Below are 13162 nucleotides of genomic sequence, written 5' to 3' on the forward strand. Positions count from 1 at the left end.
GGATGCCGTGGGCTGCGTGGTCGTGGTGTTTGCCGCGAACACTGGGTCGATCCAGTAGTTGCTCGCTTGGTAGACCTCGTCTGGGAACTGCGACTGGGTGTTGTACTTGAATACGCCGGCGTTGCGGGGCATCGTGATGCTCCCGCTGGTCTGGGCGGACGCGAAGTAGTTGCGCGTGGAGACGTAGGAACCGTTCCTGGCGAAGGCGGAGACTACGTATTCGGTGTTGGCGGTGAGTTGGTTGGTCGTCGGCAGTTCAACGGTGATCCAGCCTGTGCTGGTGGTCGCGGGGACCGACGCGCTGGCGAGGCGTGCTCCGGAGGCGGACCACAGCGAGACGGTGCTCGGTGTGCTGGATGCGCTGGAGTTGGCCTTGTAGAAGCGGATGGTGTTGATTGTTCCGTCCTGCTTAGGGACGAAGCGAAGGCCGACCTCTACTGAGCTGTCGTTGTCGGAGCGGGTCAGGTCGCTCGGGTTCGAGGTGCCGAACGTCGCCTGGGGCGCGGCTTCGGCCTTGGTGGCGTTGGTCATGAAGGTCGCTCCGACGAGGAGCGACGCGGCGAGGATGACGAAGACTGCTCGTGACAGCAGGCTGCGCCACCGTGTGGAACAGAGTTCCATGTTTGAAGTACCTCTCATAGGGGTCCGGTGACTTGGTCCAGCGTGTCCAATGGGCCCCCACCTTGACATTCACCTGAGAGACTCGGTGAATCCAACCGCAGTTGATTACGCTTTCTGAGAGTAATCTAACAAGAATCTGAGAGAACCACCAAACTTGAATCGCGCGCAAGACCGTCTTTCCTTGTCACGTCGCTGTCGAAGGTCGCGGACTTCATCCCCAGGTGGCCGATGAGTAGCGTTCACGCGAGGCTGGGGCCGAGACCTATCGCGCTTGGCCCAGTTCCCGTGTGGCCGTTCACCTGATGAGCAACTCCCAGTTTGTGCCTGGTCTATGCTGGTCACACCAGAGGTTGGTTCGCTCCTCTCGGACGGATTCTGTGGATCACGGTCAGGACGAACAATGAACAGTGTCAACCCACCCCCAGTCAGGTTGTGTCGTCGTTCGTCATTCATCGGATCGGACGAACCGGTCGATGTCGCCGTCATCATCGTCACGTTCCAGAGTGGCCGGACAATCGCTGAACTTGTCCGGACCCTTCGTGAATCGTCCGCCGACCTATCTCTGAGAATGATTGTTGTCGACAATGCGTCTTCGGACGACACGGCAGATATCGTCCGGGGGATGGGAGACGTGATCTTCGTGGAGTCGGGGGGAAACCTTGGGTACGCGGCAGGGATCAACATCGGAATGCGCTTCGCTGGAGCGGCCGGATCGGTGCTGATCCTAAATCCCGACCTCAAGGTCCTACCCGGAGCCGTCTCCGCGTTACTGGCCCGACTTAGGGTGTCTGGTGCGGGCTGCGTTGTGCCCGCCGTCCTGGATGGTGCTTGTCGTCGCACCGAGTCTGTTAGACGGGAACCACGACTGCTCGGCGCCTTCGGCGACGCTGTTTTCGGCTCGCGATGGGTCGCCCGTCCTGCCGCGCTCTCTCAGATCGTGCGTTCGCCCAGTGCCTACGAGACTCCTCATCGGATCGACTGGGCAACTGGTGCGGCGATCCTGATCGACCGAAGGGTGGCGGAGGAGGTCGGGGCATGGGACGAACGATTCTTCCTGTATTCGGAGGAAACGGACTTCTTCCGCAGGGTGAGGGAATCAGGCCATGAGGTCTGGTTCGAACCGGCTGCGCAAGTCGTGCACATGGAAGCCGGTTCCGGACGGTCTCCAGAGTTGGTCGCTCTGACTGTGGTCAACGCGGTCCGATACGCCGAGAAGCACCGTCCCTGGTCGGCGGGTCCCCTCAGGCTGATCCTCATGCTGCATGAGTTGCGGCGTTGGCGGGACCCAACTCACCGGGTGGCGCTGAGGGCGCTCCTGAGGAAGCAGCGTTGGGATAGCCTGCCTTCGGCTGACTTCGGTGACTCTCCGGCGGGCACCGCCATCGATCATCTGCTCGTGACCAGGTTCAACCTGCCGTCACGTGGCCCTGAAAGCTTGATTAGGGCGAAGGAAGGCTGGCTCCAGAGCAGAGTGGGTCTCTTCGAGCGCTACACCTTGCCATCGGTTCAATCCCAGACGAACCGGAACTTTTCCTGGCTGATCTATCTCGACCCGCAGAGCCCTGAATGGTTGTTGGACCGCCTGGCTTCATCGATGGACGCAGGTGTGTTTCAAGTTCTCTTCCGCGAGGAAGTCACCTGGGAGGACCTGGCGGCCGATGCTGAGGAGGCGACAGGGGCAAATGGTGGGCTCCTGATCACCACAAACCTGGACAATGACGACGCGCTGTCGTCCGACTTCGTGGATCGTGTCCAGAGAGCGGCTCTCCATGGAGTGAGGGGGGCTCTCTACCTGGCCAACGGTCTGGTGTCGGTCGGTGACAGGACGTATGCGTGGCACGATGCTGACAACGCCTTCTGTAACGTGATCGAGTCGTGGTACAAGCCGCAGACCGCTTGGCGCGACTGGCACATCTTGTTGAGCCGCCATATGAACTCCACGACTATTGGCGGCGCTCCAGCCTGGCTTCAGATCGTCCATGACCGGAACGTTAGTAACCGGATCCGGGGCAGGCTGACCGATCCGACCGCTCATCGGGCACTGTTCCCTGACGCGTTCGAGCACGCCAGTGTTCCCAGTCAACGTTCGCTGACGGTCGACGCCTACCTGGCTCGACCCAACCGTGAAACGCGTGAGTTCGTGAGAGCCGTCGCCAAGGGTGTCCTCTTGGCACTGCTCGGCAAGGAAGGGCTTGAGCGCTTCAAGGAGAAACGCCATGCTAAGCGCTAGCCGGCGACATGGGATAAGGTTCGCGTCAGCCATGATGGTTGGCATGTGTGTTGGAATACTCTCTGACTGCGGTCTGGACTCTGATACCGGTCGCGCGTCGGATGTCACCCCTTCAAGATCCGGACCGTCGGCTGGTCTGGGATGGACGGTCAATGAGAGCAACGTCGGTCTCCGTGCACTCGGCCTGTCTTGTGACGAACTGCCCCGCTATAGCGGGCCTAGGGTGGTGCCTGCGGGAACCGTGATCTCTGGTAAGAGGATGGACCATGGGTTGGATTTGTCGGCTGGAGAAATCGTGATTGAGGGCAGTTGCGTAAGGCCGATTGATTCTGCCCCTGGAATGCCCATTGTTGGTACTACAGACTACAATAGAATGCTGGTCGCGGCTGGTAAGATCACGATTCGGGACAGTGAAATCGACGGATCGCTACTCGATCAGAAGATGGCAGCGCAGGCTACTGGGTTTATAGGTGTGGCGGATTTGCTGAGGAACTATATTCACGGTTTGGGCAGCGGAATCGCGATCATGAATGCTGGAACGGAAAGGGCTGTCCTTGTGGAGCACAACTATGTCACTGGCCTGGTGGCTTGGGGCGACCCCGCCGTTGACGGAACGCATTCAGACGCATTCACAGTGCGCGACTTCGACGCCTCGGTTACTCCGGATCGCTCACTGGTTGTTCGGAACAACCGGTTTGATTCGGATTCCGGAGCAGATACCGGGGCGTTCTTCGTGCAGTCCTATGCCGGACCTATCGACAACCTCGTTGCGGAGGGAAATTTCCTCGAAGGAGGCGGCTATCAACTGGGTCTAAACCAGACGAATTACCCCTATAGCAACGTGCGAGCTGTCAACAACCGGTTCACGGGGACAGGGTGGGGTCCAGCCTATGTGCAGGGCGGGCCGGGGTGGACTCAATGGGAGGACAACCATCTCTACGATCCGACCGGGTCCGATGCTGCGGGGGACATCGTGGCTGCCCCTTGACTCCTGCATGGAGAGACGCGTCCATGGCTTGTCTCTCCGTGTACAGTGAAGGAAAGTGTCCAGGCGCCTATTGGGTTAGGAGTGCAGTTTGACTCTGGTGGAGATCCTGCAAACGATGGTGCAACGGTGGTACGTCGTCCTGTTAGCTGTGCTGTCCGCAGCCGTAATCGGGGTCGGCTGGTTTCGAGATAGTGGCTGCTACAGCACCGCGACAACCGTTAGTTTCACTCTCCCGATGAGAGCGTTTCTTCTTCCGGAGAGCGGGCGGTCAGACGAGAGCGTCATTGCTTTCGCGGGGGCGATTGCGAGTGAGATCAACGAAGGAAGGGCTCCAGCGACCTACGCCTCGAATGCGGCGCCGCTGTATGGTGTCGGAGTGCGGCAAGGGGTGCTGGTGGCCATGCCGAATTCGGGTGGGCAATGGTCTTCAATGTATTCTCGCGCGGACATTGAGATCCAAATCGTGGGTGCCACCCGGGAATGGGTTGCGGACACTCAAGGCAAGACAATCGAAAGGGTACTCGAATTGTCCCGTGACCGGCAGAGTGCGTCCTTCACGTCGCCTGAGGGGTACATCACCGCGAGCGTCGTTCCGTTGACAGGGTCCATTCAACACATTTCGCCGAGTCGAACGGAACAGGCGATGTCAGTCCTATCTTTGCTTGCCGCAGCGATCCTGCTGGGGGGATGGGCAGCCGTAGAGGTCGATCGTCAGTTGAGTATGCTGCGTCCTCGTCGACGCCGAGTTGTGCTCAGCCGTCTCATTGAAAACTGGCGATCGGCGGGAGGATGACTCTTCTGCAGACCATTCGGTTGCTTCTTCGGTGTTGGTACGCTCTGGTGGTCGGCTTTATTTTGACCGGCGCGCTGGTAGTTGGTGTGTGGAGCGTCGTCTCACCCACCTATTCAAGAACGTCCACGCAGCTCCTGCTGCCTGGCAGTGGCACGATTCCGGAAGACAGCAATCCTTACCTTTTCCTGGGGGGCCTCTCGCCTGCCGCGGATGTGCTGGTGAGGGGGCTAGGATCGGACAACGTGATCAATGGAGTAGTCGAGGGCCAACCCCCAACCACTGTGGAGGTCATGCGAGACCCTTCGACCTCCGGACCCGTCATCCTGATCACCGTCGAGTCCGAGAGCGACACCGCCGCGGAGTTCGTGCTCAAACAGATGAATGAGCGTGCGGTATCCATGTTGGAGGATCTTCAGACGCAGGAAGACATTCCAGAGAACGAGCGCATCTCAATGGTTTCGGTGACGGTGGACCAGGAAGGAACACCCAAGCAACGAAGACGGATCATGCTCACAGGCGCCGTGGGCGCCGTCGGTCTGGCAGGGACGGTAATGACCGCAGCACTGCTCGAGGGAATCCTCCGTGCCCGCCGTGAACGCCTACGCGATTCTGCAGCCGTGTCCGATGAATAGGCACCTGTTGCTCGGTGAGAAGCCGACACGCGGGAGAAAACCGGCTTGGAGGTAGGCGATGCGGGAGGAAGCGGTGGAGCCCCGGGCGGAAGGACCTCGAGGCTTCGACGCCGTCGGCATGTTGACGGTCTATCTGGTTCTGTTGTTCGCGATTCCCTCCAATGTTACGTTGACGGGATTGGGCGCCTACGGTAGGCCCTCACTGCTTTGGGGTCTTCTGCTGCTCGGTTGGTGGTCCGTGTGGAGGCTTCAGGGTAACGTGGCTTCGGGAGGCTGGATCCGACAACCAACAAGAATCGCGATGACAGCGTTCGTGATTGTTGCACTCGCGAGTTTCGCTCAGGCCATGCTCCGCGGACAACCGGCAGACCAGGTGAGCCCGGCTATGTCCGCCATGGTCAGGCTGGCTTCGTGGACCGGCGTCTTCCTCGTCGGTCTCGACGGCATCGGGCGTACTTCGGACGCGGCGCGTCTGCTTAGGCGGCTTGTGTTGTCGAGCGCTCTTCTGTCGACCCTTGGGCTCTTGCAGTTCGTCATGCGCCGGAGCCTCCTTGACTGGGTAGGGTTTATTCCGGGCCTTACATACGAGGCTGAAGAAAGTGTGGCGCTTCGGGGGATGTTCGCTCGGGCTACAGGGACTGCGACGCACCCCCTGGAGTTTGGTGCAGTGGTGGTTGGTACCTTGCCACTATGCATCGCTGCCGCCATGTCGAACGGCTTCCGAAACAGTGAGAAGAGACTCGTCCGTTGGTGGCTGCCTGTCGCGGCCTCCGTCGCTGTGTGTCTGGTATCCGTCTCGCGTTCTGCGATCATCGGGCTCGCCGTAGCGATGCTGAGTTCCCTCCCCAACATGACCAGAAGAGCCAGGTACGTTCTTGTTGTCGGAGCCGTGGTGTCGGTTGGCGTGGTTTCGGTGGCCGTTCCCGGAATGTTCAGCACAGTCGTGTCACTGTTCGTCGGCGCTACCGATGATCCGAGTACCCGGTCACGCGCCGACGCGTTGTCAAGAGTTCCCGAGTTCTTGTCTGCGTCGCCTGTGCTTGGGGCAGGGCTCGGTACGTTCCTTCCGCGCTACTACATCTTCGACAATCAATGGGTGCTGACTCTGGTTGACCTCGGAGTGGCAGGCACGTTGGCATTGGCAGCCATCTTCATCACCAGCGGATGGAGCGCGCTGAAAGCCTCACGATCGTCCGCCGACCACTGCACAGTGAAAATGGGTCGGTCGTTGGTGGCGTCCGTGTTCACCCTTGCCGTTCTGTACATGTTCTTCGACGCCTTCGCCTTTCCGATGTCGGTCGGTGTGTTGTTCCTGCTCTCGGGACTATGCGGCGCGCTCCATCGGGTGACTGCGAAGAGAGTGGTCGCACGGCATGCGCTGAGAGGCACGGAGTGACCACTGAGAGCCCTGAGCGGGTTTGTTCCAACATAAGCGCTTGACCCGCCAACGGTGGCGGCCATCGACGACTCCCGAGATGCCCACGCGCCCTTTGGCCCGGCGTGTCACCGCTAGAGCGATGCCGACCAAGCGCCCATCGTCCGCCGTGTGCCTCGCCAATGACGTGCAAACCGCCAAGATGTTCCCCGCCACATCCCGTTCCGCTAGTGTGTCGGTGTTGTCCCAATTGATGTGACCGGGAGGGACCATGGTTCGACCCCGTGGGCGAAGAGGCGGCCGACGACGAGGGGAACACGGGGCGAGACACGTGCTGATCATCGTCCAGAATCTACCCGTCCCTCTTGACCGCAGAGTGTGGCTTGAGTGTCAGGCCCTGCGGGCGAACGGATACGACGTCAGCGTAATCTGCCCGAAGGGTCCCGGCGATCCGGGCCGACAGGTGATCGATGCTGTGAAGATCTTCAAGTATCGCCCCGCACCCGAAGCCAGAGGGTTGTTCGGGTTTGCACTGGAGTTTGCGTACTCGTGGATGCGCACTGCTGCGCTCACGCTAGTCGTGTGGCGTCAGTGTCGCTTTGCTTTCATTCAGGCTTGCAATCCACCAGACACCTATTGGCTGCTCGCGCTGCTTTGGCGCATCCGTGGAGTGCGCTTCGTCTTCGATCATCATGATCTCAATCCTGAGTTGTTCCTTTCACGGTTCGGACGGCCGCGCACGCTGATCCAACGTGCAGAGTTTGCGACGCTCTCCTGGTTGGAACGGATGACCTTCAGGAGCGCTGAGAGAGTAATCTCGACCAATGACTCGTACCGGGAGATTGCGGTACGCCGTGGGGGACGTGACCCAGAGGACGTGATCGTGGTTCGGAGCGCCCCGGATACGGCAGTGATGCGGCCGAGCTATCCCGCTATACCGAGGCCGGCCGATGCGGTGGAACTTGTCTATCTTGGCATCATGGGGCCTCAAGATGGTGTCGACACCGTCTTGTACGTGATGGACGAGCTGGTCCACAATCGGGGAAGGCGTGATGTACACGCGACCCTCATGGGGTTTGGTGACTCGCAACAGGACCTCAGGCGGCTCGCCTCCGACCTGCGGTTGGAGGAGCACGTGACCTTCACCGGCCGCGCCGATCGGCAGATGGTGGCAGAAAACCTTAGTAGGGCAGATATCGGACTCTGTCCGGACCTGAAAACGCCCCTCAATGATGTCTCCACGATGAACAAGACGATGGAGTACATGGCCTTCGCGCTCCCGTCAGTGTCATTCGACCTCGTCGAGACGATCTTCAGCGGAGGGGAGGCACTGCTGGTTGTCCCTACTGGGGATATCGCAGCCTTCTCTGATCAGATCGAACGGCTGATCGACGACAAGCGACTACGGCTGACGATGGCGCGGGCTGCGCGGGCTCGGGTGTCCGAATTCCTGGATTGGCAACCGCAGGCGCAATCTTATGTCGGCGTGTACGATGCGCTAACCGGCACCGAGCGTCCCAGCGGGGTCACCTACCCTGACGCACCGGAGCGGACCCACGACGAATGGGGCAACCGAATCGTCCCCCTCGGCGATGAGGCTGAGTTCAACCGATTCATCTTGGAACGCCGATGAACCGCAAGAGACGTGCAGACAAGGGATTCATTTGGTTCGCGGCCCAGGACTGGTGGTACCACAACCAAGCGCACTCGGACTTCCAGTTGATGAAGGAGGTCTCCCGGAGCCGCCCGGTGCTCGTGGTGAACAGTCTGGGGTTGCGTGCACCCGGACCCAAGACCAGCGTCAACCCGGGCAGGAGGATCCTTCGGAAGTTGCGCAGCATGACGAAGTTCCTGCGCCGTCCGTTACCGGATCTGCCCAACTTTTTCGTGTACACACCCTTGATGCTGCCGATCTATGGCAGGAGTGGGCCACTCTTCCGGTTCAATGCCTTCTTGATTCGCTGCCAGGTTCGTTTGGCGGCGTGGGTGATAGGGCTGCCGAAAGTCTCGGCGATTGGAGCGACGATACCGACGGCCTGGCCCGTTATCGAGCGGATGCGACGGTCCACACTGGTTTTCAACCGTTCGGACCTCCAATCCGCCTTTCCCGAAGCCAACGGAGAATGGGTCGCTGACTTGGAGTATCAATTTCTGGTTCACAGCAACCTCGTGCTCTACGTCAGCCACGAACTCATGAGACGCGATGAAGCAATTGTGGGCAGTAGATCTCACTTCATCGATCACGGAGTTGACCTCGGACACTTCTCGAAGGAAGGTCCGGTCGACCCAGAGATCGAGACATTTCCCCGTCCCCGAATTGGGTTCTTCGGCGGATTGGACGACTATGTCGTCGACATGGACCTTCTGCTCGATGTGGCCCGACGGATCCCTGGAGCAAGCCTTGTCCTGATCGGTGACGCCACCTGTTCGATGGAAGAATTGACGGGTCTTCCCAATGTGCATTGGCTCGGCTTCCGTAGCTACCACGACATCCCCGCCCTCGGTCGGGGGTTCGATGTCGCGTTGATGCCGTGGCTCGATAACGAGTGGATCCGTTTTGCGAACCCGATCAAGCTCAAGGAATACCTCGCCCTGGGACTACCCGTGGTAAGCACGGACTACCCGGAGGTCGAAGCTTATCGTGAGATGGTTAGGGTGGTCGCGGACAGGGGCGACTTCGTAGATGAGGTCCAGGCGGTCTTGGAGGATCCCGGTGACCCAGATCGGCGGGCAGCCTTCGTGGAACCGTACTCATGGGCCGGCCGCGCGGCCGTGCTTCTGGAAGCGACAGGTGAAACCTGATGTGCGGCATTGGGGGAGTTTTTGCTGAGTGTGGGCCGGTGTCTGAGGGCGGCCTCCGCGCCATGGCGCTGACTCTCCAGCACCGCGGTCCCGACGAATCAGCGGTGTGGTCCGAAGGCCGGATCGGATTTGCTCACGCCAGGTTGTCCATCATCGATGTCGGCGGCTCCCACCAGCCGATGCACGCTGTAGATGGTTCGTGGAGCGTAGTGTTCAACGGAGAGATCTTCAACTACCGGGAGCTGCGCAAAGACTCGGATTATCCTTATCACACAGATGGGGACACTGAGGTTCTCCTGGCCGGGCTGGTACGTCACGGCATCAGATTCGTCGAACGGCTGCGCGGGCAGTACGCATTTGCTGCGTTCCATCACGAAACGGAGACACTTCACCTGGTGAGAGACAGGGTGGGCGTTCTGCCGCTCTACTACCGAAACGTTGCAGGCGGTCTTGTCTTCGGTTCCGAGATCAAATCGATCATCCGATACGTCGGATGTGCGCCGTGTGTCGATCCTGACAGCCTTGATTCCTATCTTGCGGGGCGGTCGGTGCCTTCGCCCAACACGCTGTATGCCGACATCCGCAAGTTGCGGCCTGGGCACCGGGTCGAAGTCCGTGCATCGGGGGAACTGTTCGAGAAGCGCTATTGGGCGCCTCCTGCCGTCGATCGTGCGGAGTGGCCGGATCCTCGTGAGGCTGTGGATGCTGCAGACACACTCATCCGTGACGCCGTCAGCGCAGCCTTGGTCGCGGACGTCCCTGTGGGTGCATATCTGAGTGGGGGGGTCGACAGCAGCTTGATCGTGGCTGTGATGAAACAGCTGCGTGGATCCGCGCCGCTTGAGACGTTTGTGGCTGGCTTCGGTGATCCCCGTTACGATGAATTGGCCTGGGCAAAACGGGTCAGCGATTACGTCGGCACCAAGCACCACCAGGTTGACGTGAGGGCCGAGGACTTCCTTGATTTGTGGCCAACGCTCTCTTGGCACAGAGACGCTCCTTTGTCCGAGCCAGCGGACATGGCGGTCTTCCGGTTAGCACAGGCCGCCCGCCAGCACGTCACCGTGGTCCTTTCCGGAGAGGGCGGCGATGAACTGTTCGGGGGGTACCCGAAATACCGGTTCGCGTCTTGGGCAAGGATCATCAGGCGGATCCCTTCCGGCCCGCGCCGGGTGGCCGGTCGATTGCTGGAAGCCCGTCTACCGAAGCGCTTGTCCCGACAACGCGTTGCTGTACGTGCTTTGTCGGCGGAGTCGGATCTCGGGCAACTCGTGACCTGGTTCGCGCCATTCACCAGCGAGGAGAGGCAACGTCTGCTCGGTAGTGGTCCGACCACTGAGCGTCAACGCAGCGTCCCAGAGGGCGTTGACGACATTGACCGCATGTTGCGCTTTGATCTGGAAAGTTGGCTGCCTGACAACCTGTTGGAACGCGGTGATCGAATGAGTATGGCAGCATCGCTCGAGTTGAGGCCACCTCTGCTGGACCATCGCTTGGTAGAATTCGCATTTTCACTCCCCTCTGAGATTAAGGTACGAGGCGGGAAGCCAAAATGGCTACTCAAGGAGGTTGCGAAGCGCTATCTTCCGGATGAAGTGGTGCTTCGCAAGAAGGTGGGCTTTAGGGTTCCGCTGGATGAATGGTTCCGTTCCGGCATATGTGACAACGCATGGGACAGGCTGACAGGCTCGGCTTCGTTTGTGGCATCGACCTTCAACCGGGATGAGGTATGCCGATTACTCATGCGTCATGGCAGCGGTCGCTTCAATGAAGAAAGCCGCATCTGGACGTTGTTGTCCCTCGAAGTGTGGCACGAGGCGTGTATCAAAGGCTGGGAGACATTTGCACCCGGCGAAGGCACAAGATGATTGCGATCGCCCAGGCACGGAGCGCCAAGGCACGCAGGGCGCTATCGAGGGTAGCCTATCGCGGTCTACTTTGCCTCACCATGATCTCAGATGCACTTCCGTCGAATATTCGGTTCGGACACTGGCAGAAGGTGCTTTCGCTGTTGCAGCCGCGAACACCACTTCCGGTCGTTCCCAGAACAACAGCGCCGCCCTTGCCCATCCCGCCTCGCGGGGGCACGGCACAGACCAAGGGTGAGGCATGTCGCTGCATGCTGATCGCTGGCGCTCTTGACGGCGGAGGGGTTGAAGCAGTCATCGCTGCCCTCGCGCTGGGACTCCCTGCTGAGGGATTCGATGTCGAAGTTGTCGCTACGCAAGCGGGCCGCGTCAGCGCCGACTTGTCAAGGGTTGGCGTTAAGGTCACGACCTCATCGGTGGCGGGGCTGGCGGACCTTATTTCGGAACGGCGGCCGGATGTGGTCGAGTTGCACAGACCCGACCCTGAGTTCCTGGCTGCGGTGCTGAACTCAGCACCTCCCGTGGTACCGGTGTTCCACGCCATGGAATCCTATCTGAATGCAGAGGCATGGACAGCCCTGGAACGGGTCGTTTCGCAAGCACCAGTTTGTGTCGCCGTCAGCGAGGGAGTACGTGAGTTCTTTCTGCAGCGGATTGGCCCGGCGAATATCTCCGTCGTGGTCAACGGTGTATCGAAACGCGACCCGAGGAGAATTCTAGAGAACGGTGTCGCACGGGAACTTGTTGCTCGCGCGCTCAGTGACAACATCGATGACAGTGACATCTTGGTGGTGGCGCTTCAGCGGTACAGCGATCAGAAGAACGCTGCCGGTCTCGTAGACGCGTTTCTTAAGGCGGCCGAGACGGAACCGCGTCTGCGGCTCGTCTTAGCGGGATCTCCGGATAACTGGCTGGAGTACCGCCGCGCTGATTTTCTCCGCAGAGGAGCCGTCTTGGGGCATAGAGTGCATCTTCTCGGCGATTCCGATTCAGAGGTGATTCTCACTGCGGGGGACCTCTATGCTCTTGACTCGTTCGCAGAGGGGGGACCGCTGACCGCAGTCGAAGCAGTCCTCCACGGGCTTCCCGTGGTGCTTTCCGACGTTGGATTCGCGGCAGAACTAGTTGCTCAGGACGGCCTAGTGGGTGAAGTCGTAGCCCGCGCGAACCGTGACTTTTCAGAACGCGAACTCGCTGCGCAGAGACGCAGAATCCACCAGTCGAATAGGGAAGCGTTCGCGAAAGCAATGTTGAGGATGGCCGATCATGGTCGGAGTGCAGCCGATAAGGTCCCGACCTCATTCACGATGGACTCGATGGTTGCGGGGCACGCAGCGCTGCTCCGCTCCGCGATCTCCCGCTGATCATCTGCCTTCGGAGACACCGACCAATGCCCCTTCGGGCGTCTGTGACAGTTCCAAATCTGGCGACTCTAACACCGTGGGTTCCGGCAAGGGTGACTCAACCGAAGTCGGTTGCGTTGACGCCGCTTCTTCAATCGCGGGTTCCTGCTCCGTCACAGGTATTCCGAGCCCGGACTGTGTGTCAGAGGGGGCGAACGCTGGTAGCTGTTGGGGTGTGGGGTCACCGTTGTAGGTTTCGATTTCGGCTAGTCCCGCGTTCTGGGTTGTGGTGGAGGTGCTGGTGGTGGTGACGCGGAGGGTGGTGGTGGTTCGTGGGGTGAATGTGATGATCGTTGCGGAACCGTCGTTGTTCAGGGCTGGGACGGGGATGGTGGTGTTGTCGGAGAAGGTCAGGGTGGCGCCGGTGATGTGGTCGGCGTTGTTGGGTCGGTCGTAGAGGTAGACGCGGTCGATGGTTTGGGGGGTGTCCCAGTGGAGTTGGAGCCATGC

The 13162-nt window shown here is 60.1% G+C and carries 10 protein-coding genes; 8 read left to right on the forward strand and 2 right to left on the reverse strand.

Going from position 1 to position 13162, the window contains the following annotated elements:
* Window positions 1–621: DUF4082 domain-containing protein (locus BUC15_RS17155; protein ID WP_175558390.1), on the reverse strand; the 621-nt coding region annotated here is incomplete at its 3' end.
* A gap of 400 nt (window positions 622–1021) precedes the next feature.
* Between BUC15_RS17155 and BUC15_RS19200 the strand changes: the two genes are divergently transcribed.
* From BUC15_RS19200 to BUC15_RS17205, 8 genes are all read left to right on the forward strand, one after another.
* The gene (locus tag BUC15_RS19200) at window positions 1022–2851 is read left to right on the forward strand and encodes a glycosyltransferase (RefSeq protein WP_175558391.1); all 1830 of its coding nucleotides are present in this window, start codon (window positions 1022–1024) and stop codon (window positions 2849–2851) included.
* Between the two features lie 259 nt (window positions 2852–3110).
* The gene (locus BUC15_RS17170; protein WP_139280340.1) at window positions 3111–3839 is read left to right on the forward strand and encodes a hypothetical protein; all 729 of its coding nucleotides are present in this window, start codon (window positions 3111–3113) and stop codon (window positions 3837–3839) included.
* Between the two features lie 789 nt (window positions 3840–4628).
* Window positions 4629–5264 carry a YveK family protein gene (locus BUC15_RS19685; RefSeq protein WP_139280341.1) on the forward strand — a complete coding sequence of 212 codons (636 nt, stop codon included), beginning with the start codon at window positions 4629–4631 and terminating at the stop codon, window positions 5262–5264.
* A gap of 301 nt (window positions 5265–5565) precedes the next feature.
* Complete coding sequence (locus BUC15_RS17185; protein ID WP_175558392.1) at window positions 5566–6660, forward strand: O-antigen ligase family protein; 1095 nt, start codon at window positions 5566–5568, stop codon at window positions 6658–6660.
* 310 nt (window positions 6661–6970) lie between these two features.
* Window positions 6971–8272 (forward strand): glycosyltransferase family 4 protein, encoded by a 1302-nt coding sequence (locus BUC15_RS17190; protein WP_245788028.1) that lies wholly within the window; start codon window positions 6971–6973, stop codon window positions 8270–8272.
* The gene (locus tag BUC15_RS17195; RefSeq protein ID WP_073190809.1) at window positions 8269–9441 is read left to right on the forward strand and encodes a glycosyltransferase; all 1173 of its coding nucleotides are present in this window, start codon (window positions 8269–8271) and stop codon (window positions 9439–9441) included. Before BUC15_RS17190 ends, BUC15_RS17195 begins: the two co-directional genes overlap by 4 nt.
* Window positions 9441–11309: an asparagine synthase (glutamine-hydrolyzing) gene (asnB, locus tag BUC15_RS17200; RefSeq protein WP_073190812.1), complete on the forward strand. Its 1869-nt coding sequence runs from the start codon at window positions 9441–9443 to the stop codon at window positions 11307–11309. The genes BUC15_RS17195 and asnB overlap by 1 nt, the downstream gene beginning before the upstream one ends.
* 251 nt (window positions 11310–11560) lie before the next feature.
* Window positions 11561–12673 carry a glycosyltransferase gene (locus BUC15_RS17205; protein WP_073190813.1) on the forward strand — a complete coding sequence of 371 codons (1113 nt, stop codon included), beginning with the start codon at window positions 11561–11563 and terminating at the stop codon, window positions 12671–12673.
* Here BUC15_RS17205 and BUC15_RS20095 read toward each other — a convergent pair.
* The coding region (locus BUC15_RS20095; protein WP_217652286.1) for a DUF7402 domain-containing protein at window positions 12674–13162 on the reverse strand (489 nt) is incomplete at its 5' end. It lies immediately after the preceding gene.

The organism is Tessaracoccus bendigoensis DSM 12906, from assembly GCF_900141915.1.
GTDB classification, from domain to species: domain Bacteria; phylum Actinomycetota; class Actinomycetes; order Propionibacteriales; family Propionibacteriaceae; genus Arachnia; species Arachnia bendigoensis.

Bases quoted from the DNA above. Each gene is read 5' to 3' on its own strand.
- BUC15_RS19200 (WP_175558391.1), top strand. From the start codon at position 1,022: ATGAACAGTGTCAACCCACCCCCAGTCAGGTTGTGTCGTCGTTCGTCA.
- BUC15_RS17170 (WP_139280340.1), top strand. From the start codon at position 3,111: ATGGACCATGGGTTGGATTTGTCGGCTGGAGAAATCGTGATTGAGGGC.
- BUC15_RS19685 (WP_139280341.1), top strand. From the start codon at position 4,629: ATGACTCTTCTGCAGACCATTCGGTTGCTTCTTCGGTGTTGGTACGCT.
- BUC15_RS17185 (WP_175558392.1), top strand. From the start codon at position 5,566: ATGACAGCGTTCGTGATTGTTGCACTCGCGAGTTTCGCTCAGGCCATG.
- BUC15_RS17195 (WP_073190809.1), top strand. From the start codon at position 8,269: ATGAACCGCAAGAGACGTGCAGACAAGGGATTCATTTGGTTCGCGGCC.
- asnB (WP_073190812.1), top strand. From the start codon at position 9,441: ATGTGCGGCATTGGGGGAGTTTTTGCTGAGTGTGGGCCGGTGTCTGAG.
- BUC15_RS17205 (WP_073190813.1), top strand. From the start codon at position 11,561: ATGCTGATCGCTGGCGCTCTTGACGGCGGAGGGGTTGAAGCAGTCATC.